18 protein-coding genes are annotated in these 21,273 nt (G+C 71.8%); 7 read left to right on the top strand and 11 right to left on the bottom strand.

Going from position 1 to position 21,273, the window contains the following annotated elements; translation table 11 throughout:
- Positions 1–11: 11 nt before the first annotated feature.
- Positions 12–1,058 carry an ABC transporter substrate-binding protein gene (locus tag OG589_RS19030; protein WP_405150826.1) on the bottom strand — a complete coding sequence of 349 codons (1,047 nt, stop codon included), beginning with the start codon at positions 1,056–1,058 and terminating at the stop codon, positions 12–14.
- Between the two features lie 663 nt (positions 1,059–1,721).
- Between OG589_RS19030 and OG589_RS19025 the strand changes: the two genes are divergently transcribed.
- From OG589_RS19025 to OG589_RS19000, 6 genes are all read left to right on the top strand, one after another.
- Positions 1,722–2,774 (top strand): LacI family DNA-binding transcriptional regulator, encoded by a 1,053-nt coding sequence (locus OG589_RS19025; RefSeq protein WP_405150824.1) that lies wholly within the window; start codon positions 1,722–1,724, stop codon positions 2,772–2,774.
- Entirely contained in the window at positions 2,771–3,775 is a 1,005-nt protein-coding gene (gene deoC / locus OG589_RS19020) for a deoxyribose-phosphate aldolase (RefSeq protein WP_405150822.1), read from the top strand. The genes OG589_RS19025 and deoC overlap by 4 nt, the downstream gene beginning before the upstream one ends.
- A gap of 10 nt (positions 3,776–3,785) precedes the next feature.
- Positions 3,786–5,216, top strand: coding sequence for an aldehyde dehydrogenase family protein (locus OG589_RS19015; protein WP_405150820.1), 1,431 nt, complete (start codon positions 3,786–3,788; stop codon positions 5,214–5,216).
- Positions 5,209–6,069 (top strand): aldehyde dehydrogenase family protein, encoded by an 861-nt coding sequence (locus OG589_RS19010; RefSeq protein WP_405150819.1) that lies wholly within the window; start codon positions 5,209–5,211, stop codon positions 6,067–6,069. Before OG589_RS19015 ends, OG589_RS19010 begins: the two co-directional genes overlap by 8 nt.
- Positions 6,070–6,093: 24 nt before the next feature.
- The gene (locus OG589_RS19005) at positions 6,094–7,041 is read left to right on the top strand and encodes a ribokinase (protein ID WP_405150817.1); all 948 of its coding nucleotides are present in this window, start codon (positions 6,094–6,096) and stop codon (positions 7,039–7,041) included.
- Positions 7,042–7,228: 187 nt separating this feature from the next.
- Positions 7,229–7,624 (top strand): thioredoxin family protein, encoded by a 396-nt coding sequence (locus OG589_RS19000; protein ID WP_405152073.1) that lies wholly within the window; start codon positions 7,229–7,231, stop codon positions 7,622–7,624.
- A gap of 123 nt (positions 7,625–7,747) precedes the next feature.
- On the opposite strand, the gene OG589_RS18995 is transcribed toward OG589_RS19000, so the two are convergent.
- On the bottom strand, positions 7,748–9,088 hold the full coding sequence (locus OG589_RS18995) for a class II 3-deoxy-7-phosphoheptulonate synthase (protein ID WP_405150815.1): 1,341 nt from the start codon (positions 9,086–9,088) through the stop codon (positions 7,748–7,750).
- A gap of 93 nt (positions 9,089–9,181) precedes the next feature.
- Positions 9,182–10,387, bottom strand: coding sequence for an FAD-dependent oxidoreductase (locus OG589_RS18990; RefSeq protein WP_405150814.1), 1,206 nt, complete (start codon positions 10,385–10,387; stop codon positions 9,182–9,184).
- A 181-nt stretch (positions 10,388–10,568) separates the two neighbouring features.
- Between OG589_RS18990 and OG589_RS18985 the strand changes: the two genes are divergently transcribed.
- On the top strand, positions 10,569–11,126 hold the full coding sequence (locus OG589_RS18985; RefSeq protein WP_405150813.1) for a hypothetical protein: 558 nt from the start codon (positions 10,569–10,571) through the stop codon (positions 11,124–11,126).
- 138 nt (positions 11,127–11,264) lie between these two features.
- On the opposite strand, the gene OG589_RS18980 is transcribed toward OG589_RS18985, so the two are convergent.
- The 8 genes from OG589_RS18980 to OG589_RS18945 all read right to left on the bottom strand — a co-directional run bounded on the left by OG589_RS18980 (position 11,265) and on the right by OG589_RS18945 (position 21,273).
- Positions 11,265–12,263 (bottom strand): phosphotransferase family protein, encoded by a 999-nt coding sequence (locus tag OG589_RS18980; RefSeq protein ID WP_405150812.1) that lies wholly within the window; start codon positions 12,261–12,263, stop codon positions 11,265–11,267.
- Between the two features lie 96 nt (positions 12,264–12,359).
- Positions 12,360–13,256 (bottom strand): aldose 1-epimerase family protein, encoded by an 897-nt coding sequence (locus tag OG589_RS18975; RefSeq protein WP_405150811.1) that lies wholly within the window; start codon positions 13,254–13,256, stop codon positions 12,360–12,362.
- 339 nt (positions 13,257–13,595) lie between these two features.
- Positions 13,596–15,332: a condensation domain-containing protein gene (locus OG589_RS18970; protein WP_405150810.1), complete on the bottom strand. Its 1,737-nt coding sequence runs from the start codon at positions 15,330–15,332 to the stop codon at positions 13,596–13,598.
- Complete coding sequence (locus OG589_RS18965; RefSeq protein ID WP_405150809.1) at positions 15,329–16,726, bottom strand: 2-oxo acid dehydrogenase subunit E2; 1,398 nt, start codon at positions 16,724–16,726, stop codon at positions 15,329–15,331. Before OG589_RS18965 ends, OG589_RS18970 begins: the two co-directional genes overlap by 4 nt.
- Positions 16,723–17,736, bottom strand: a complete 1,014-nt coding sequence (locus OG589_RS18960; RefSeq protein ID WP_405150807.1) for an alpha-ketoacid dehydrogenase subunit beta — start codon at positions 17,734–17,736, stop codon at positions 16,723–16,725. Before OG589_RS18960 ends, OG589_RS18965 begins: the two co-directional genes overlap by 4 nt.
- Positions 17,733–18,689, bottom strand: coding sequence for a thiamine pyrophosphate-dependent dehydrogenase E1 component subunit alpha (locus OG589_RS18955; RefSeq protein WP_405150805.1), 957 nt, complete (start codon positions 18,687–18,689; stop codon positions 17,733–17,735). Before OG589_RS18955 ends, OG589_RS18960 begins: the two co-directional genes overlap by 4 nt.
- Positions 18,686–19,993, bottom strand: a complete 1,308-nt coding sequence (locus OG589_RS18950; RefSeq protein ID WP_405150804.1) for a glycosyltransferase family 4 protein — start codon at positions 19,991–19,993, stop codon at positions 18,686–18,688. Before OG589_RS18950 ends, OG589_RS18955 begins: the two co-directional genes overlap by 4 nt.
- On the bottom strand, positions 19,993–21,273 hold the full coding sequence (locus OG589_RS18945) for a glycosyltransferase (protein ID WP_405150803.1): 1,281 nt from the start codon (positions 21,271–21,273) through the stop codon (positions 19,993–19,995). The genes OG589_RS18950 and OG589_RS18945 overlap by 1 nt, the downstream gene beginning before the upstream one ends.

Here is a 21,273-nt window from a genome sequence, read left to right as displayed (position 1 = left end):
AGGAGGGGACTTCAGAGGCGGTTCTTGCCGGCGTAGACCTCGCTGAGGATGCTCGTGTCGAACAGCTCCTCGGCGGTGGCCTTGACGCCCAGCGAGGTCAGGGTGGCGATGTTGGCCGCGATGCCCTCGGCGCTCATGGTGAGCAGGCCGTTCGCCTTGGCATCCTTGGTCTCGATGACCGATCGGAACGCCGCGGCGGTCTTCTGCTGCGCCTTCAGATCGAGATTGAGGCTCTTGCCGTACTTCTCGACGACCAGCTTGGCCGCGGCGTCGGTGTCCTTGAGCGCGTCCTGCCAGCCGCGCGCGGTGGCGCGGACGATCTTGACGACCTGCTCGCGCTTGGCCTTGTCGGCGAGCGTCTGCTCGCTTACGAGCAGCACGTCGGCCCACACGTTGTAGCCGTACTGGTCCAGCGTGAACGCCTTCGTCTGCACGCCCTGGAGTTCCAGCTGAATCGGCTGGTTCGCCAGCATCGACATGAACGCGTCGCAGTCCCCGGCCACCAGGGGCGACGGGTCGAACTGGACCGGTACGAAGGTCACGTCGGCCGGGTCGATGCCGTTCGCCTTGAACACGGTGTTCATGATCTCCACACCGCTCTGCTGGACGCCCAGCCGCTTGCCGACGAGGTCCTTCAGCGTGTTCACAGGAGCCGAGGAGAGGGACATGATGGCGGTCGGGTTGACCTGCATGGTCGCGGCGACGATCTTCAGCGCCGCGCCCTCGTTGCGCGCCTTGGCGATGGTGTCGACGGAGTCGAGGCCGACCAGGGCCTTGCCGCTGATCACGAGCGGTTCGACGACCACCGAGGGGCCGCCTGGCGTCAGCGTGACGTCGAGCTGCTCGTCCCTGAAGTAGCCGGCGTGGTCGGCCATGAACAGGCCCATGTTCTCGACGTTGGCGAGCCATCCGAGCTGGAAGTTCACTTTGGCGGGGCCGGAGGCCGAGGAGGTGGTGGAGGAGGAGGACGAGCAGGCGCTCAGCGCGGTCCCGGCGGCGAGGAGGGACACGCCGCCCACACCGGACAGGAAGGCACGACGAGAAAAGAACGAGGACATGACAGGAGCCTTTCTGGGGGGTTGAGCAGACGGCCTGGCGACGGGAACGCGAATCCCGTGCCGGCCGGCAGGGCCCACCGGCCGGGCCGGAAGGCGGGGGAGCCGTGCTGGGTACGGCAGGCCGGCACGACGAACCGGGACTCGTTACGGCACGGGCAGGGGAGCGCGCGAAGGGACCGTCTCAGCGCGTGACGAGGTCAAACTGACAACGGTTTCCCTCGGGCGTTGGACAATCGCCAACGTCCGTGTCGTCCTTCAGGACCGATCACCCGACACTCCTTTGGCAAGATATGCCCGCCCGAAATGCGGCGGTACTTCGGCATAGTTGCAGGTAGGACGATTGCCCGATGCCGATCCGCTGTCAAGTGGGTGGCAGTGGAAGTAACACAACGACACAAATTCGTGACATGTCGGTCCGTGGTCGGCGCGAGGCGCCGAGGGCGGAAGCCGCTGGCCACGCGGGTAGTGACAACGGTTTCACATGCTGAGCCCATGATCGGTGGACCTGCGGGCCGGCTGGTAGCACTTGCGTCCTCCTGTCGGGGTGGAGTCCCGGGAAATCTATCCGAATAACAAGTCGGCAACAGGACGGGCGCTCGCTGTTGACGTGGTCGCAGGCTGGGGTGCAACCATTATGTGACAACGGTTTCACCAGGAGCGCACTTGATCACCATCCATGACGTAGCGGCACACGCCGGTGTATCCGCCGCGACCGTCTCGCGTTTCCTGCGTGGCCGGCGGGTGCGCTCGTCCGAGGCCATCCAGGCGGCCGTGGATGAGCTGGGCTACTGGCCGAGTGCCGCGGCGCAGTCCCTGAAATCCGGGCGCACCCACACCATCGGAGTCGTCGTCCCGGACATCACCAACCCCTACTTCGCCAAGGTCGTCAAAGGGATGGAGTCCGTCACCCGGGCGGAGTCGTACCGCATCCTGCTCGCCAACAGCGACGAGAGCAGCGAGCGGGAGGACGACGTGCTCGCCGACATGGTGCGCCGGGTGGACGGCCTCATCCTCGCGCCCGCCACGGAACAGGACTGGACCCCGCTGAACCTCAGGGACGCCGACGTGCCGCTGGTGTTCATCGACCGCGATCTGGCGGGCGGCGAGCGCTTCGACTCGGTTCTGGTCGACAACGCCGGCGGAGGCCGGCAGGCGGCCGAGCACCTGCTGAAGCTCGGCCACACCCGAATCGCCGCGATCAGCGGCCCGCCGGACACGACGCCCGGCCGCCGCCGCCGGGAGGGTTTCCTGGAAGCGCTCGCGGCCGGGGGCGCCGACATCGCCCCCGAGCACGACCTCGTCGGCGACTTCCGCGAGCAGAGCGGCTACCAGCTCACCTTGTCCCTGTTGTCGCTGCCGGAGCCCCCCACCGCCGTCTTCACCGCGAACAACCTCATGACCCTCGGCGCTCTCAAGGCGCTCCACGACATGCGGGTCGACGTTCCCGGCCAGGTGAGCCTGATCGGTTTCGACGACCTGGACACCGGCCCGCTGCTCCGGCCGCCGCTCACCGTGATCGACCGGCCGATGGTGGAGCAAGGAGTCCTCGCGATGCGCCTGCTCCTTCGCCGGTTGGACCCGCAGTATGTCAAGGACATCCCTCGTCGCATCGTCCTCGGTACCAAGCTCATCGATCGGGCCTCGACGGCGCAGCCCCTGAAGCCCGGTGGCGGAGCCGCCACCCCTCCACGAGCAGGAAAGACACGATCCAGATGAGCCACGCCACCACGGGCGTCGACCACATCGGCACCGGCCATCTCGACACCGGCGGCATCACGTCGTCCTCCGGCACGTTGCGGGCATTTCTGCATGGTCTGCCGGGTGTCGATCGGGTGGGTGCCGACCAGCGCGCCGCGATGCTGGGCACCCGTTCCATCAAGACGACCGCCAAGGCGCAGGCCATTGACCTGGCCATCTCCATGGTCGACCTCACCACCCTGGAAGGCGCGGACACCCCGGGCAAGGTGCGGGCGATGTGCGCCAAGGCGGTCCGGCCCGACCCGGGTGATCCTTCGGTTCCGAGGGTGGCGGCCGTGTGCGTGTATCCCGATCTGGTCGCCGAGGCGGTGCGGGCGCTCGGGCGCTCGGGGGTGCGGGTGGCGAGCGTCGCGACCGCGTTCCCCAGCGGCAGATCCTCCCTCGCGGTCAAGGTGGAGGACACGGCACTCGCGGTCGAGGCGGGCGCCGACGAGATCGACATGGTGATCGACCGCGGCGCCTTCCTGTCGGGTGACTACCGGAAGATCTTCGAGGAGATCGTCGCCATCAAGGCCGCCTGCGCCCGCGGCGACAGCGCCGCGGGTAAGGGCGACGCGCATCTGAAGGTGATTTTGGAGACCGGTGAGCTGGCGACGTACGACAACGTGCGGCGGGCGTCCTGGCTGGCGATGCTGGCCGGGGCCGACTTCATCAAGACCTCCACCGGCAAGGTCGCCCCGGCGGCCACCCTCCCGGTGACGCTGGTGATGCTGGAGGCCGTGCGGGACTTCCGCGCCCAGACCGGGCGCATGGTGGGCGTCAAGCCCGCCGGCGGCATCCGCACCACCAAGGACGCCATCAAGTACCTCGTGCTGGTGAATGAGACCGCCGGGCCTGACTGGCTGGACCCCGACTGGTTCAGGCTGGGCGCCTCCAGCGTGCTGAACGATCTGCTGATGCAGCGTCAGAAGATGGCCACCGGGCGTTATGCCGGTCCTGACTACTTCACCCTTGACTGAGGCGGGCCCCATGTTCGAATACGCACCGGCGCCCGAGTCACGCGACGTTGTCGACATCCGGCCCTCGTATGGGCTGTTCGTCAACGGCGAGTGGGTCGACTCCCTGGGCGATGAGCGCGAGAAGACCATCAACCCGGCGAGCGAAGAAGTGCTCTCGGAGTTCTCCCTCGCGAGCGAGGGAGACGTCGACAGGGCTGTGTCGGCGGCGCGCAAGGCGTATGAGTCGGTGTGGAGCCAACTCCCGGGCCGCGAGCGCGCCAAGTACCTGTTCCGGATCGCCCGGATCATCCAGGAGCGGTCGCGTGAGCTGGCGGTGCTGGAGTCCCTGGACAACGGCAAGCCGATCCGCGAGTCCCGCGACGTCGACCTTCCCCTGGTCGCGGCGCACTTCTTCTACTACGCCGGGTGGGCCGACAAGCTCGGCCACGCCGGCCTCGGGGCCGATCCCCGGCCGCTCGGCGTGGCCGCCCAGGTCATCCCGTGGAACTTCCCGTTGCTGATGCTGGCCTGGAAGATCGCTCCTGCTTTGGCGTGTGGGAACACCGTGGTGCTCAAGCCGGCCGAGACCACGCCGCTGACCGCGCTGGCGTTCGCTGAGATCTGCCGGCAGGCCGACCTGCCGCCGGGTGTGGTGAACATCGTGACGGGCGCGGGGGCCACCGGTCAGGCGCTGGTCAGCCACCCGGATGTCAACAAGGTGGCCTTCACCGGGTCCACCGAGGTCGGGCGGCTGATCGCCCGTTCGGTGGCCGGGTCGGGCAAGAAGCTGACGCTGGAGCTGGGTGGCAAGGCCGCGAACATCGTGTTCGACGACGCCGCGCTCGACCAGGCGGTGGAGGGCATCGTCACGGGCATCTTCTTCAATCAGGGCCACGTCTGCTGCGCGGGTTCGCGGTTGCTGGTGCAGGAGTCGATCGAGGCTGAGTTGCTGGAGGCGCTCAAGCGGCGTCTGTCGTCGCTGCGGTTGGGTGACCCGCTGGATAAGAACACCGACATCGGGGCGATCAACTCGGCTGCGCAGCTGGCGAAGATCAGGTCGTTGAGCGAGGCGGGGGAGCGGGAGGGTGCTGAGCGTTGGTCTCCTTCGTGTCCGATCCCGGACAAGGGTTTCTGGTTCCCGCCGACGGTGTTCACCGGGGTGGCGCAGTCGCACCGGATCGCCCGTGAGGAGATTTTCGGCCCGGTGTTGTCGGTTCTGACGTTCCGCACTCCGGCCGAGGCGGTGGAGAAGGCCAACAACAGCCCGTTCGGTCTGTCGGCGGGGGTGTGGACGGAGAAGGGGTCCAGGATCTTGTGGATGGCCGACAAGCTCCGCGCCGGGGTCGTCTGGGCCAACACCTTCAACCGCTTCGACCCCACGTCGCCGTTCGGCGGCTACAAGGAGTCCGGATACGGCCGTGAGGGCGGCCGGCATGGACTGGAGGCGTATCTCGATGTCTGATCGGCGACTGACCGTGCGCAAGACCTACAAGCTGTTCATCGGGGGCGCCTTTCCGCGTTCCGAGTCCGGCAGGTCGTACGTGGTGACCGGCCCGAAGGGCGACTTCCTCGCCAACGCCGCCCGCGCCTCCCGCAAGGACGCCCGCGACGCGGTGTCCGCCGCGCGCAAGGCCTTCCCGGGCTGGTCCGGGTCCACGGCCTACGGCAGAGGCCAGATCATGTATCGGATCGCGGAAATGCTGGAGGGCCGGCGGCAGCAGTTCGTCGCGGAACTCAGGGCGGCGGGAATGCCCAGCGGCACGGCCACGGCCGAGCTGGACGCCACGATCGACCTCTGGGTCTGGTACGCGGGCTGGGCAGACAAGATCGCCTCGGTCTCCGGTTCGGCCAACCCGGTCGCCGGGCCGTACTTCAACCTGTCCACGCCCGAGCCGACCGGCGTCGTCGCGGTGATCGCACCGTCGAGCCCGCTCCTCGGCCTCGTCTCGGTGATCGCCCCGGTGATCGTCACCGGCAATACCTGCGTGGTCGTGGCATCCGATGAGGCGCCGCTGCCGTCCATCACCCTGGCCGAGGTGCTGGCCACCTCCGACCTTCCCGGCGGCGTCGTCAACATCCTCACCGGCAGCCGTTCCGAGCTGGCCCCCTGGCTCGCCGCTCACATGGACGTCAACGCCCTCGACCTGGCCGGCGCGTCCGGGGAACTCGCCGTCGCCTGCGAGCGGGCGGGCGCCGAGAACCTCAAGCGCGTACTGCGCCCGTCCGGGAAGACCGACTGGCTCGCCGACCCCGGCACCGGCCGGATGACCGCCTTCCTGGAGACCAAGACCGTCTGGCACCCCACCGGAGTCTGATCTCCGGCGGATGGAGAGGATCGCATGAAACCGAATGGCGTGCTCGTCGTGGGGAGCATCACCGCTGATGTCACGGCGTTCAGCCGGCGGCTCCCAGGCCGCGGTGAGACCGTGCTCGGCGACGACTGCACCCTCGTCCTCGGAGGCAAGGGTGCCAACCAGGCCGTCGCCGCCGCTCGCGCCGGGTCTCCCACGTGGCTCGCCGGTTGCGTGGGACGGGATCCGTTCCGCGAGATCGTCATGTCCGGCCTGCGGTCTCACGGAGTCGCGCTGACGCAGATCCGCACGGTCGAAGGCCGCACCGGCGTCGCGCACATCCGGGTGGACGCCTCCGGCGAGAACGACATCGTCATCACCCCGCTGGCCAACGCCTCCCTCGACACGGAGATGGCCGACGACGGCATCCGGGCCGTCCAAGACGTGGTCAGCGTGCTCCTGCTCCAACTGGAGATCCCCACGCAGGTCACCTGCCACGCGGCGAAGGCGGGGGCGGCCGCGGGGCTGACGGTGGTGCTCGACCCGGCCCCCGCGCAGGAGCTTCCGGAGGACGTGTGGCGACACGTCGACGTCGTGACGCCGAACGAGAGTGAGGCCGGGGCGCTGACCGGGGTCGCGGTGACCGACCTGGAGTCCGCCGGGCGAGCGGCGTCCTGGTTTCTCGACCGCGGCGTCGGGCACGCCCTCATCACCCTCGGTTCGGGCGGTGCCCTTTCGGTCACCGCCGCGCGTACCCGCCATTTCCCCGCCTACCCGGTGACACCCGTCGACACGACGGCCGCGGGCGACGCCTTCACCGGGTTCCTCGGTGCCGCCCTCGCCGCCGGGCTGGACGACGGCACCGCGATCCGGCGCGCCATGGCCGCTGGCGCGCTCGCCACCACCCGTGCCGGGGCCAGCCCGTCGCTTCCCGACCGAGCCGCCGTCGAGACGATGATGGCCGGTACGAACCCCGTCCTGGACGTGGTCTCCTGACCGGCGGGACCCAGGTGGTACCGAGCCGGCGGCTCGATCCTGTCGTCTTCGCGCCTCCGCTGACCGGAAGGCTCGTGTTCTTCGTTCGTGCCTGATGGCGGGCGGCGGGGCGGGGTAGAGGAATTCGCGCACAGGGTAGATGGTTATGCCGATCGAAATCGACGAGACACGAGACGAGGAACCACCTGTGGCGACCATCGCGGTGAACGAGACCAACTTCAACGAGATCGCCGACGAGGGCATCGTCCTCCTTGACTTCTGGGCCGCCTGGTGCGGGCCCTGCCGGACCTTTGGGCCGATCTTCGAGAAGGCCTCCCAGAAGCACGAGGACATCACCTTCGGGAAGATCGACACCGAGGCCGAGCGCGGTCTCGCGGAGGGTTTCGACATCACCTCGATCCCCACCGTCATGGCGATCCGCGACGGCATCGTGGTCTTCGCCCAGCCGGGCGCGCTCCCCGAGCCCGCCCTGGAGGACCTGATCAGGCAGGTGCGGGCGCTCGACATGGAGGCGATCCGCAAGGAGATCGCGGCCGACATCGACGCCGGGGCCGAGGGCCCGGAAGACGGCCGCCGTCCCTGAACGGCCGCACTCGGGAACGGCCCTGACCGGGCATGCCCACCGCCGTCCGGTCACGCGGCCGGGACAGCCGGAAACCGGGGCCCTCCCAGCTGGGAGGGCCCCGGTTCGCGTTTCGGGGTGGGCTCAGCTGGAGCGGTAGAGCTCGGCCACCCGGAAGGCCAGGTCGAGGGACTGGCCGCGGTTGAGACGGGGGTCGCAGGCCGTCTCATAGCGCAGCGCGAGGTCCTCCTCGACGATCGCGTGGCCGCCGCCGACGCACTCGGTGACGTCGTCGCCGGTGAACTCGATGTGGATGCCCCCAGGATGGGTGCCGAGCGCCCGGTGGACCTCGAAGAAGCCCGCCACCTCGTCGAGCACGTCGTCGAGCCTGCGGGTCTTGTGGCCGCTCGGCGCCTCGAAGGTGTTGCCGTGCATCGGGTCGCAGATCCAGGCGACCTGGGCGCCGCTCGCCTGGACCTTCTCGACCAGCGTGGGCAGCGCGTCGCGGACGCGGGAGGCGCCCATGCGGGCGATGAAGGTCAGCCGCCCGGGCTCGTTGGCCGGGTTGAGCTTGTCGATGAGCGCCAGCGCGTCCTCGGGGGAGGTGGCCGGCCCCAGCTTGACCCCGATCGGGTTGCGGATGCGGCTGAAGAACTCCACGTGGGCGCCGTCGAGCTGGCGGGTGCGCTCGCCGATCCAGACCATGTGCGCCGACACGTCGTAAGGCAGGCCGGTGCGGGAGTCGACGCGGGTCAGCGCGCGGTCGTAGTCGAGGATCAGCGCCTCGTGCGAGGAGTAGAACTCGACCGTGTGGAACTCCTCGGGATCGGCCCGGCAGGCGTGCATGAACGCCAGCGCCTGGTCGATCTCGCGCGCGAGCTGCTCGTAGCGCCGGCCCGCCGGGGACTCGGCCACGAAGTCCTGGTTCCAGGCGTGCACCTGGCGCAGGTCGGCGTACCCGCCCTTGGTGAAGGCCCGGGCGAGGTTCAGCGTGACGGCCGAGGAGTGGTAGGCCCGCAGCAGCCGCGCCGGGTCGGGGGTGCGGGACTCGGGGGTGAAGTCGAAGCCGTTGACCATGTCGCCCCGGTAGGCCGGGAGCTCGACGCCGCCGCGGATCTCGGTCGGCTTGGAGCGCGGCTTGGCGAACTGCCCCGCCACGCGGCCGATCTTGACGACCGGGACGCGGCCGGCATAGGTGAGCACGATGGCCATCTGCAGCAGCGTCCTGAGCTTGTCGCGGACGTTGTCGGCGGTGGCCCCGGCGAAGGTCTCGGCACAGTCTCCGCCCTGCAGGACGAAGGCCTCGCCACGGGCGACGGCGGCGAGGCGGTCCTTGAGCTCGTCGCACTCTCCGGCGAACACCAGCGGAGGCAGGCCCTGCAGCTCGGTGACGACCCGCTCCAGCGCGGAGGGGTCGGGCCAGTCGGGCTGCTGGGCGGCGGGTAGCTCCCGCCAGGAATCCAGGTTGATCGGTTCGGCGCTCACCCTGAAAGGCTATTGCACCATCCCCTCTTAACCGACCCACTGTCCACTCCGTGAGAAGCGAGTCCCGAGCGGCGGTATGAACGGCGAGCCGCGTCACTCCCCGGCCGAGGGCGACCGCACGTGCTCGGGCAGGACGCCGAAGCCGATGAAACGGCGTGCCAGGGCGCCGATCACCGGCAGCCGGGACGGGTCCACGGGCAGCCGCAGCGGCTTCGCCGAGCCCTTGAGCGCGGGGCGGATCAGCCGGTTCTGCACCAGCCGCTGCGCGGCCTGCGTGACCACCGTGGGGAACGTGCGCCGGCGCTGTAGCCTGCGCAGCAGCGACTCGGGCACCTCACCGGCGAGCAGGGGGCCGGTGAGCAGGTTGGCCGCCGCCACCGCGTCCTGGACGGCCAGGTTGATGCCGACGCCGAACACCGGCGACATCGCGTGGGCGGCGTCCCCGATGAGGAGCAGGCCGGGCCTGTGCCACCGCCGCAGGCGGTTGAGCAGGACCACCAGCACGCTCACGTCCTCGAAGCCCTTGAGCTTCTCGGTGCGGCCGGCGAGGAAGGGCAGCAGCGCGCTGATGGACGCGCGCATCGCCTCGATGCCCTCGGCCTGGAGCAGCTTGTAGCCCCCCTTGGGGATGAGGTAGGCGAGCTGCCAGTACGTCTCCCGGTTGATCGCGACCATCATGTGGCCAGAGGAGACGCGCAGGAAGGTCTCCTCCGGATCGCCCTGCTCGCGGGGCAGCCGGAACCAGGCGACGTCCATGGGGGCGCCGCGCTCCACCGGCACCAGGCCCGCCGCCCGCCGCACGTCGGAGTGCCGTCCGTCGGCGCCCACGGTCAGGATGGCGCGAAGCTCGTGCTCGCCCTCGGCGTCCCGGTAGCGGACGCCGCGTACCGCGCCGCCCTCGCGGATGACCCCGACGACCTCGGCCTCCATGATCAGCCGGAAGGACGGGTAGCGCCGGGCCGCCGCGACGACCAGGTTGAGGAAATCCCACTGCGGCACGAAGGCGATGTAGGGGAACTTGGTCCTGAGCCCTCTCAGGGAGGCCAGCTCGACGACGCGGTCATCGGTCCAGATCGACAGGTCGTACGCCTTGCGGTGCGCCAGGGAGTGGAATTCCTCGGACAGGCCCAGCTCGTCGAGCACCTGGAGGGTCGAGGGATGGATCGTGTCCCCCCGGAAGTCGCGCAGGAAGTCGGCGTGCTTCTCCAGGAGCGTCACCTCCACGCCCGCGCGGGCGAGGAGCAGAGCCAGCACGGCCCCGGCGGGGCCCCCTCCGGCGATCACGCATGTGGTCAGCATATTCATCACCCGTTGAAATCATTGCACACATCGCCCTCCCGGCAAACCCTGCCCAGGGGACGGCCCGGCGGATCCTCCCGGGCGCGACATGCGGCCGAGGAATAACCCGGCGGCTGCGGGGCAGTCGGTTGTCGGCCCCCCAAAGGGGCTTGGCACCGAGGCGACTTGGAGTTGAGGTCACATGATCGTGCTGGGCCTACTGTTCATCCTTCTCGCCGGCGCGGCCCTGGTCGCGGTGGCGAACGACGCGACCGGCGGCGTCACGGCGTCGATCACGGTCCTGGACCGGACGCTCCAGCTGAGCAAGCTGGAGCTCTTCCTGGCCGGAGCGGCCACCGCGGCCGTCTTCCTGATCGGCCTGATGATGCTCACCGGTGGCATGCGCCGGACCGGCGCCAAGCGCAGGAAGCTGCGCGAGGCCCGGGTCGAGACGCGCGACCGCGTCGCCCGGCTGGAGGAGGAGAAGCGCCGGCTTGAGCGCAAGCTGGAGTCGGAGGCGTCCGCCACGCCGGCGACGGCCACCCCGGCCGCCGTCCCGGTCGCCGTTCCCGTCGAGACCACGCCCGCGGGACGGCACGCCCACGTGTCCGACCGTGACGGCGACGGCGTCGACGACCGCGCCGAGAGCACCGACGAGCGGGTCGGAGCCGGCACGCAGCCGGTGCGCGTCGTGAAGGACCCCTACCCCGCCGACCAGCTGGTCGCCGGCAACCGTTCGCCCCGTGACACCGGCGCCTGACGTGCCGGCGGAGGCGAGCCGGAAGCGGCCGGCCGCCCGGGGACCGGGTCCCTGGGCGGCTCTACCCGCCCGCCGCCGCCTTTCGAGGCCGGTGGGCCACCGTTGCGTGCGGCACGCGCGGCCCCGTCGCCGTATGGGTCACCGCTGCCTGAGGAACGCCAGGCTGTTCGTCAGGCCCGTGGTCGCCAGGTCGCGGATGCGGGCGTAGGACTCCTCCGGGTACTGCCTGGGGCCGCTCTCGACCAGCAGGATCAGGTAGAGGTACACGCGGTAGAGCGCCTCGCGCCTGCGGGCCTCCGGGGTGAGGTCGAGCTTCCCGCCCGCCTCACGGTAGCCCGCAAGGATCGGATCGTCGTCCCTGAGCTCGCCGAAGATCGTCGGGGTGATGAATTCGGCCAGCGGATCGCCCCAGAACGCCCGCTCGTGGTCGATCAGCGCCTGGATGCCGGGCGTGCCCTCCGGGGGCAGCGAGAGGAAGACGTTGCCCGGCCAGACGTCGAAGTGGACCAGCGCGGGGGCGGTCACCTCGTCCAGCACGTGCACGCTTGAGTAGATGCCGCCCGCGATGTCCACCAGCGAGCAGGGAAGCAGGGTGGCGTAGCGCACGGCGTCGTCCATGAGGGCGCCCATCATGGCGATGAACGCGTCACGCCAGGTGGGGCCGGTGAGCCCGGCGTACGGGTAGCCGTAGAGGCCCTGGCCGGGGATGGCGTGCAGCGTGGCCAGGTGACGCCCGAGCTCGTGCCGCAGCACCCGCTCGTCGGCGTCGCCGAGGGAGGTGGCTTGGTTCCACGGCACCCCGTCGAGCGCCGACATGATCAGGTAGTCGCCGCCCAGCTCGGGGTCGTCGAAGCCCGAGTGCAGCAGCCGGGGGAGCGGGAGCCCCGTGGGCGTGGCCAGGTGGTACACCAGCGCCTCGGTGCGCAGCAGGTCGCGCTCGTAGCGCAGCAGCTCGAGATCGGGCGGCGGGGCGACCTTCAGGACGACCTGCCGGCCGTCGCCGAGGCTGAGCCGCCACACCGCGTTGGCGAAGCCGTCGGTGAGCTCCTCGGCCGACGCCACGCCCGTTCCCAGCGCTCCAAGGATCAGCGCGTCCAGCTGGGCGGCCGACAGCCGGCGCTTGGTCCTGCTCTCCATCGGTCACATCACTTCGGCTCGTCGAGACGTTCTGGCTCGGGAGGGTCGGATTCTGTCGAGACGGGCCGGTGGCCGGTCGTCGGGGGGTGCGGGCGGTCAGACGACGGAGATCGTCCAGCTCGCCTCGTGCTTGCCGCCTGGGTCGAGCACCACCAGGTCGGTGCCCGAGTTGAAGGCGTCGGCCGGGCAGGTCATCGGCTCGACGGCGATGCCCCGGTGGCCGAACCCCGTGCCCGTGCAGACCTGAACCCACGGCATCGTCGCGGCGTCCCAGGAGATGCGCACCCCGCCCCGCGCGCCCCGCAGCCGTACGTGCGCCGTGCCGCCGGGGTCCGCGGCGAGCCCGGTGAACGCCTCGTCGAGCACGGTGCCACCGAGCCGGCGGGGAGCCCGGAAGTCGAAATCGGTGCCGGCGACCGGCTCCAGCGTGGTCGGCAGGAGCGTCTCGTCGGTGCGCAGCACGCGCTCGGCCGGCAGCTCCAGCTCCCAGCCCTCCTTCGCGCCGTCGTCGGCGATCAGCCACGGATGCGGCCCGCAGCCGTACGGCGCGGGGCGGTCGCCGACGTTCTCGGCGGTGAGCGTGGTGGTCAGGCCGTCGGGACCGAGGGCGTAGCGCACCTGCAGCGCCAGGCGGAAGGGGTAGGCGGGCGACGGCTCGATCGTGTGCGCCAGCCGGACGAACCCGTGGTCGTCCTCGACGGCGAGCAGCTCGACGGCCTCCCAGTCGGCGAACGCCACCAGGCCGTGCAGCGCGTGGCCGCGCTCGGGCTCGTTCACCGGCGCCTCGAACCGCTCGCCTTGGAAGGTGTACGCGCCGCCGGCGAGGCGGTTGGGCCACGGGGCGAGGAGGGTGCCGCTGTAGTGCGGGATGGGCCCCTCTTCCGGCCAGCTCGCCACGAGATCGCGGTCGCCGTGCCTGAGCACCCGCAGGGCCGCGCCCAGCCGGGTTATCTCGGCGCGGTAGTCACCACCGTGGAGAACGTACTGAGGCACGGGGGAATCCTCTCATCGACGCGCGAACGCAAAGAATCCGGGCGACACCTTGGCGGGCACGCCCCATCATCCCCGTTGCCGCCCGGTGATCAAAATTTGACCGTCGGCCTCGCGGATGGTGGGAGCGCTCCCATAGCGTCAGAAGGTAAGGGCTTTCGGCCGGGGAGTCAACTAATTCGGTAAGCGCCGCCCTACTTCCCGGGGCTGGGCCGAGGTGTGGCCGTGCGGGTGAAATCGCAGGTCGGCATGGCTGAGGGCAGGGCGTACCGAGCCCCGGCGCCACGCCTCCCCACCCCGTCCCCACGGGTCGCCGGCGTGCGGTTTGACAACCCGTGGGGGTCAGTCGCCGAAGTCAGGTCTCTTTCCGAGAGCGGTCAGGGCGCGGACGAATCCGCCGACCGTGGGAGCCTCGAAGAACATCCACGCCGGAACCTCGACGCCGAGGCTCTCCTGGACGCGTGCCGCGATGTGGGTGATCGCCAGCGAGTCGCCGCCGAGGTCGAACAGATCCGCGTCCTCCTCGATGTCCGGCTTTTTCAGGACTTCTGACCAGATGCGGCTGACCTCCGCCGCGAGCCTCTCGTCCACGGGGTCGCCGCCCGGCGGCTCCGGTGCGGCCGGTGCGGCCGCGGGCGAGGCGGCCGGGCGGCGGGGGAACGACTCCAGGGACGGCACCGCCAGCTCGCCGACCGGCACGTCCGGCGAGATCGACAGCGCGTCGAGCAGCGCCTCGAAGGCCGGGCCCAGGGCATCGGCCACCTCCTGCGGCACCCGGTCGACCCGGTGGGTGAGGACCAGCTCGTACCCCGTCCCGCGCGGGATCATCGTGAGCGTGAGGTCGTAGGCCGACCCGTCGACCTCCTCGCTCCACTCGAAGGCCCGGAGCCCGTCCCACCCTCCCGGCGGCGCGGGGGCGTCCTGCTGGATCAGCGCCACCTGGAAGATCGGGTGCACGCCCGGCCGCCGCCGTCCCCCGAGGCCCGACACCAGCGTGTCGAACGGCACCTCGTTGGCGAGCGCCGTGCCGACCTCGTCCCGCGTCCTCGCCACCACGGTGCGGAAGCCCTCGGTGCCGTCGACCCGCAGGGGGATCGGCACCATGTTGATGAAGCAGCCCACCAGATGCTCCAGCTCCCGGCGCGCCCGCGTGCCGGACACCGTGCCCACCGTGAGGCCGGACGAGCCCGTGACGCGGTGCAGCAGCACCGAGAAGGCCGCCAGCACGGTCACGAACGGCGTCGCGGAACCGCCTCGCAGCGCGTCCATCAGGCCGCCTTCGACCTGGATGGTCGTGGTGGCGCTCAGCCGCCCGCCCGGCCGCCGGGGCGACGCGGCGCCCTGCTCGCCGCCGAGCAGGGGCGGCGGGTCGGCGAGGCGCTCGCGCCAGTGGTCCAGCCGCTCGCCCGCGTGAGCCCGCGCCCGAGCCCGAGCCCACGCGGCGTAGTCGGCGTACGTCACGGCCGGCGGCGCGGGGAGCGCCCTGCCGCTGTAGAGGCCGGCGAGGTCGCGGGCGACGACGCCCAGCGAACCGCCGTCGCACACGAGGTGGTCGCAGACGAACAGCAGCCGGTGCTCCTCCGGGCCCGTCCGGTAGACGGTCAGGCGCAGCAGCGGGCCGGACGCGAGGTCGAACCGCTCCCCGCCGGCGGCCACGGCCAGCCTTCGCGCCGTCTCCTCGGCGGCGGGGTCGCCGGTGAGGTCGACCACGGTGAGCGGCGCGTCGGCCGAGCCGAGGATCATCTGGCGGGGCTCGCCGCCGGAGTTCACGAAGACCGTGCGCAGCGCCTCGTGCCGCTCGGTCAGGCCCGTGAGCGCCTTGGCCAGCGCGCCGAGGTCGAGCGGCCCTGACAGGCCGACTCCGAGGGTGACGTTCGGCGCGGCGACCTGGCGGTCGGTCTGGGCGGCCAGCCAGAGCCGCCGTTGCTCCGGGGAGCATTCGAGCAGGCCCGAGTCGCGGGGGACGGCGGGGATGGCGTCGCCGGCCGGTCGCCTGCGGGCCGCGAGCAGCCGGGCGACCAGCTCCTGGCGGTGTGAGGGGAGCCCGGCGACCCGCCCGCGCAGCTCCTCGTCGCTCACGCCGTCACACCTTCCCCGGCCGGAAAAGCCGGAGAGGCCGGAGTCACCGGAGCCGCGGGAGTCGCGGGAGTCGCCGACGAGGCCGGTGACGCGGGAGCGGCGGCCGGTGCGGCCAGGGCTTCCGGTGCGGCCAGGGCCGTGCGCAGGGCGTCCAGGAACAGGACGGCGTCGCGGCCGTTCACGATCCGGTGGTCGAACGCCACGCCCAGGTACACCACCTCCCGCACGGCGAAGCCGCCCGCGCCGTCCGGGACGACCTCCTGCTGCGGCGCGGCGAGCGACAGCGCGCAGGCGTGCCCGGGGAAGATGATGGGCACCGCCAGCACCACACCCGGCTCGTTGTGCAGCGTCACGACGATGTTGGCGCCCTGGAGATCGCTCTCGCGCAGGTCACCGCGCATCGCGCTCATCCGGAACGTCATGAGGTCGCGGGATATGTCCGCCAGGCCGCGCGTCGAGGCGTCCCTGACGACGGGGATGACCAGTCCCTTGCCGACATCGAAGGTGACCCCCACGTGCGCCGCCGCCGGCAGCCGTACGGTGCGCGCGTCGACGGGGGAGGCGAAGAACATCGGGAATTGCCCGTGGAGCGACCCCACTGCCGTGACCAGCAGCTCGGGGAGGCCGACCAGCGTGCGCAGGCTCCTGGTGAGCGCGCGGCCGGTCGAGAGCGCCGCGCCGACGTCGGCCTTCATGACGGTGTACGCGGGCGGGATGGTCCGGTGCGACAGCTCCACGACCGCCGCGGCGCGCTGTTGCGCGCGCGACAGCGGCACGTCGGTGGACTGCCCCGCTTCCCCGCTCACCTCGGGGACCGCCGTCTCCGTCGCTTCCGGTACGGCCGTGATGGCGGGCCCAGGGGCGAGTACGGCCGTGCCGGTTGGGCCGGAGGCTGAGGCGGGAACGGCCGTGGTGCCGGGGCGGGAGGCCGAGGCGAGCGCCTCGACGTCCGAGCGGCGGATGAGCTTCTTCCCGAGGCCGCGCACCCGCTCCGGGCCGATGCCCAGCTCGTCCATCAGGGCCTGGGCGGGAGCGGTGACGACCGGTCCGCCCTGGCCACCGGGGGCGTCCGGCCCGGCCGCCGGGGCATCGCGGCCGTGCTCGCCACGGTGTTCGTCAGGGGCGCCACCGGGTTCTCCGCCCGGCGGGCGGCGTTCCTCCCCGGCGGCGGACAGCCGGGCGATGACCTGGCCGGGCTCGCAGTCGGCGCCCTCCGGCAGGTGGTGGCCGAGGACGCCCTCGGCCTCCGCGACGATCTCCTCGGCGGCCTTGGAGGTCTCCAGCACCGCCAGCGGCTCGCCGGCCCGCACCCTCTGGCCCTCCTTGGCGACCCACTCCACCAGCACGTACTGGGCGTCGTTGTTGTTGAGCTTGGGCACGCGTACGTCGGTCATGCCAGGGCCTCCAGGACGGCCTCGCGGATGGTGGTGTCCTGGATCAGGACGTCGCGCTCCAGGTGAAGGGCGGTGGGCACCACGTCCGGCGCCGAGTGGACCACGCTCACCGGCTGGGGGAGGGAGCCCCACAGGTGGCGGTGCAGCCGGTGGGCCACCTCGCTGCCCCAGGTGCCCCCGGCGGCGCTCTCCTCGGCCACGCAGACGTGCCGCGTTCCTTCGAGCAGCGGGAGCAGCGGCCCGGGGTCGAACGGGTAGAGCCGGGAGGGCACCAGGAGCTGGCAGGTGATCTCGTCGTTCAGCAGCAGGGCCCGCATGGCCGAGATGGCCCGGTGCGCGACCCCGCCGGGCGCGATCAGCGTGCAGTCCGGCGGCGGCCCGTCGTCGAGCCTGACGCGGGCGACGTACGGCGGCGGCCCGACCAGGTCGTACGTGAACAGCTCGTCCACCTCGCCCCGCTGGTACGCCCGGCGCGTGTACAGCACCTTGTCCTCGAACAGCAGGCAGGGCTCGCCCAGGGACAGCAGGTGGGGGAGCAGCTCGCGGGCGTCGTGGAAGGGGCTCATCTCGAACACCGACAGCCCGGGGATGCCGATGAAGTGCTTCTGCAGGCTCTGGCTGTGCGTCGGGCCGTACCCCCGGCCGCCCCCGGTCGGGCAGCGCACCACCAGGGGGATCTCGACGCGCCTGCCGTACATCATGGTCGACTTGCTCGCGAAGTTCAGCAGTTGGTCGAACGCCAGCCCGGCGAAGTCCGCGAACATGATCTCGACGATGGCCTTGTCGCCGGCCAGTGCGAGCCCCGCGCCGACCCCGACGATGCCGCCCTCGCTGAGCGGGGTGGCCATCACGCGGGAGCCGTACCGGGTGGACAGCCCCTTGGTGACCTTGAAGGCCCCGCCGTACGGGTCGACGATGTCCTCGCCGAGCACGTGGACGCTCGGGTCGTCGGCCATCACCTGGTGCAGCGCCCGGTTCAGGTTGTCGACGATCCGCTCCGCCCGGCTCACGGGCGTTCCCCGGCGGTGGCGGCCCGGGCGACGGGTGGACGGGCGACGGGGGGACGGGCGGCGACCTCGGCGGCCACGCGGGCGACCAGCTCGCGCTGGCGGGCGTCGATCAGGGCGAACCGCTCGGGGAACGCCTCGGCGTACACCTGGTGCCAGCCCGACCGCTCGGCGTCGAGCCGTTCCCGCTCGGGGCGGGTGTCGTCGCCCTTGCTGTGCGGGCCGATCCGCTGGGTGACGAACTCCACGACCAGCGGCCGCGAGGTCTGCCTGACGGCGGAGACCAGCGGCCCGAGCTCGTCGCGGATGTGCGCGAGGTCGACGGTGGCGAACCGGTGGTGGCGGATGCCGAACGCCTCCGCCCGCGCGGCGACCGTGCCGGACATCTGCGCGGCCGTCGGCGTGGACTGGGCGATGCCGTTGTTCTCCACGACGACGAGCAGCGGCGCCCGCCACAGCTGCGCCATGTTCAGCGCCTCGTACACAGAGCCCTCGCCGAAGGTGCCGTCCCCGATGTACGCGCAGGCGAGCCCGCCGTGGGTGGTGCGCTTGAGCCGCAGCGCCACGCCGACGGCGACGGGAAGGCTCTCGCCCTGCACCCCGGTGGACAGGAACCGCTCGTGGAAGATGTGCTGGCTGCCGCCCACCCCGCCGCACAGCGCGCCCTCGCGGCCCATGATCTCCGCGAGCAGCCCGTACGGGTCGTCGTAGCGGGCCAGGAAGTGACCGTGGCCCCGGTGGTTGCTGAAGACGAAGTCGTTCTCGCCCAGCAGCGGGCTCAGCGCCACGGGGATGTGCTCCTGGCCGAGGCAGGTGTGGGTGGTTCCGTTGAGGGCGCCCCGCTCGAACAGCTCCAGCAGGGTCAGCTCGAAGTGGCGGATGAGCAGGAGCCGTTCGAGGTCCTCGTCGCCGACCTTGGCCACAGGCAGCCTGTACGACTGCTCGGTGCCGATCACGATGAATGGTCTCCTTGCTCGGGGGCGGTGGTGGGCGGGGGAGCGGCGTGCACCGCCAGCAGGGCGGCCAGCGCCGCCCGCCGTTCGGGGGTGAGCGCCTTGGCCCTCGGCCGGTCGGCGGCGGGGGCGGCGGGCGCGGGCGTCAGCTCGCTCAGGTAGCGCTCGAACGCCCCCTCGTCCAGCGAGGCGACGAAGGACTTGGCGGCCTCCCGCGACCGCCCGCCCAGCTCACGACGGTGGGCGGGGTCGGAGAGCAGCCGGTCGAGCGCCTCCAGCCACGGCCGCGCGTCCTGCACGGGGACGACCGGCACGGGCCGCGCGTGCGCTCCGGCCTCGTACGCGGTGATGCGCCGCACTGGCAGCAGGTACGGCACGCCGAGCTTGGCCTCCGACAGCCCGCCGACGTCGGAGGCGAGCACCGGGATGCCGCGCAGCATGGCCTCCACGGCGGTGTAGCCGAACGTCTCGTCCCACAGCGACGGCATCACGAGGATCTTGGTCATGGCGAGGATCGCGTCGATGTCGTCGGCGGGCTCGACCAGCCTGATGTTGGGCCTGCTGTGAAGCGCGTCGAGGTCGGCGCCGGTGGCGCCCCAGGTGGGCACGGCGAGGAAGGGCGTGTCCGGGCGGGCGTCCGCCAGGGCCAGGAAAAGGGGCAGTCCCTTGTACGCGCAGGGGTTGACCATGGTCACCGCCCCCTCGTCATCGGGGTCGCGGCCGGTGAGGGGGGCGCCGTACACCTGCGGGTAGATCAGCTCCGACTCGATCGGCCCCTGCTTCAGCAGGTGGTCACGTGCCGCGCGGCTGACGGCGACGACCCCCGCGGCGGCCTTGACCAGGCGCGTCCCGGCCGCGCTCGGGTAGAACGCCCCCGGGCCGAAGGGAAGCTGCTGCAAGGTGTGCGCCAGGTAGACGACCCGGCCAGGCGTCGCGCGCGAGGCGGCGCCCAGCATGATCAGGCCGGGGTCGTCGGAGGGCACCAGCGTCCAGGACGGGTCCAGGGTCCCGGCCACGGCGCCGACCTCCCGGGCCAGGCGCGAGGGGTTGACGACGGCGTGGGCCACGACTCCCCGGTACTCGTAGGTCACCGACTCGCCGGTCACCGAGTGGACGCGGGCCCCGAGGCCTTCCAGGTAGGACAGGTGCCGGTCGAGGGAGGTGGGGCGGAGCGCGCCGGACAGGGGGGCGACGACGTGGCACTCGTGGCCCCGGGCGGCGAGCTGCTCCATCAGGATGCGGTTCGACTTGTTGGCGCCGCCGTGGGTCGGCAGGTGGAACATGTTCTGGGCGAGCAGTATCCGCATCACGCACCCCGCTCGGCGAGCCGCCCGCGCAGGCGGTCGGCGACGAGCCGCCGCTGCTCGGCGGACAGGTGGTCGAGCCGCCGGCGTATCCCGTCGGCGGGCGAGTCGGCGACGGGGGGCTCCAGCAGCGCGGCGATCAGGCCGGCCGCCTCGGCCGGCGCCTCGTGCGCGGCGTCCTCACCCGGGGGAGGGACGACTCTGCCCCGCCCGGCCTCCTTGGCGAGGAGGGCGGACACCTCCCGCGGCGTCCAGCGGGGTGCGGGCAGCCAGGAGGCCAGGCCGTGGCGTTCGAGGCGTTCGGCGTTGTCCGGCCGGTCGACCCCGTGGGCGAGGATCACCTGCGGGGTCCCGGCGCGCAACGCGCGGCTCAGGGTGCCGATGCCGCCGTGGTGCACGATCGCGGCGACGCGGGGCATGACGGCGCGGAAGGGCAGGCTGGGGTACCAGCTCACGCCGGGAGGCAGCGGGTCGGGCACCAGGTCGCGGTGCCGTACGACGAGCAGCACGGGACGTCCCGCGAGCCCGCCGCCCTCGACGGCGGCCGTGTAGAACTCCCGGTGCAGCATGCGCCCGGTGCCGCCGGTCACCAGCACCGGCCGTGGCCCGTCCGGCAGGCCGGCGAGCTCGGGAGGCAGGGCGTCGTCCTGGTCGTCGTCGGGGAGGGGAAAGCCGGTCAGCCGGACGCGCGCGGGGGAGCGCGCGCCCGCCCGGTCGAACCAGCGCGGCCACAGGCCCAGTTCGAGCCGGGCCGAGGCGAACCAGGCGTTCCAGTCGGCGACCTGGCCGAGCCCGAGCTCCCGCCGCACCCGGCCGAGCCCGTCCGCGAGCAGGTGCCGGTAGGCGTGCAGCGCGGCCCGCGCGGCCATGAGCTGGATCGGCGCCACGGCCACCCACGCCGCGGGGGCGCCGAGCGCCTCGGCCGCGAAGAGCACCGACAGCGCCGAGGTGTGCCGCCCGACGAGCACCGTCTCGCCCGGGCGGTGCCGCTCGGCGATGGCCCTGAACTCCAGGACCATCTGCTCGTACAGCCCGTTGCGCTCGTAGAACTCCGGCCAGCCGAGGCCGTGCAGCAGCTCGGGCGTGTCGGCCAGCGTCCGCTCGAACTCCAGCTGGGTGTCGACGGCGACGAAGTCCAGGCCGGCGCGGGCGGCGTGCCCGCCGTAGTGGGCGTGGGTGAGGAGCGTGACCTCGTGGCCGCCGGCGCGGAGCTGTCGTCCGAGCCGCACGAACGGCAGCACGTCGCCGTCGGTGCCATGGGTCACCAGCAGCATGGTGGCCAT

The organism is Sphaerisporangium sp. NBC_01403 (assembly GCF_045040145.1).
GTDB classification, from domain to species: Bacteria; Actinomycetota; Actinomycetes; order Streptosporangiales; family Streptosporangiaceae; genus Sphaerisporangium; species Sphaerisporangium viridialbum.
The sequence above is the reverse complement of the archived record's forward strand: the minus strand, read 5'-3'. Positions and strand labels throughout refer to the sequence as shown.

Bases quoted from the DNA above. Each gene is read 5' to 3' on its own strand.
- OG589_RS19030 (WP_405150826.1), bottom strand. From the start codon at position 1,058: ATGTCCTCGTTCTTTTCTCGTCGTGCCTTCCTGTCCGGTGTGGGCGGC.
- deoC (WP_405150822.1), top strand. From the start codon at position 2,771: ATGAGCCACGCCACCACGGGCGTCGACCACATCGGCACCGGCCATCTC.
- OG589_RS19015 (WP_405150820.1), top strand. From the start codon at position 3,786: ATGTTCGAATACGCACCGGCGCCCGAGTCACGCGACGTTGTCGACATC.
- OG589_RS19010 (WP_405150819.1), top strand. From the start codon at position 5,209: ATGTCTGATCGGCGACTGACCGTGCGCAAGACCTACAAGCTGTTCATC.
- OG589_RS19005 (WP_405150817.1), top strand. From the start codon at position 6,094: ATGAAACCGAATGGCGTGCTCGTCGTGGGGAGCATCACCGCTGATGTC.
- OG589_RS18990 (WP_405150814.1), bottom strand. From the start codon at position 10,387: ATGCTGACCACATGCGTGATCGCCGGAGGGGGCCCCGCCGGGGCCGTG.
- OG589_RS18985 (WP_405150813.1), top strand. From the start codon at position 10,569: ATGATCGTGCTGGGCCTACTGTTCATCCTTCTCGCCGGCGCGGCCCTG.
- OG589_RS18980 (WP_405150812.1), bottom strand. From the start codon at position 12,263: ATGGAGAGCAGGACCAAGCGCCGGCTGTCGGCCGCCCAGCTGGACGCG.
- OG589_RS18965 (WP_405150809.1), bottom strand. From the start codon at position 16,726: ATGACCGACGTACGCGTGCCCAAGCTCAACAACAACGACGCCCAGTAC.
- OG589_RS18950 (WP_405150804.1), bottom strand. From the start codon at position 19,993: ATGCGGATACTGCTCGCCCAGAACATGTTCCACCTGCCGACCCACGGC.
- OG589_RS18945 (WP_405150803.1), bottom strand. From the start codon at position 21,273: ATGGCCACCATGCTGCTGGTGACCCATGGCACCGACGGCGACGTGCTG.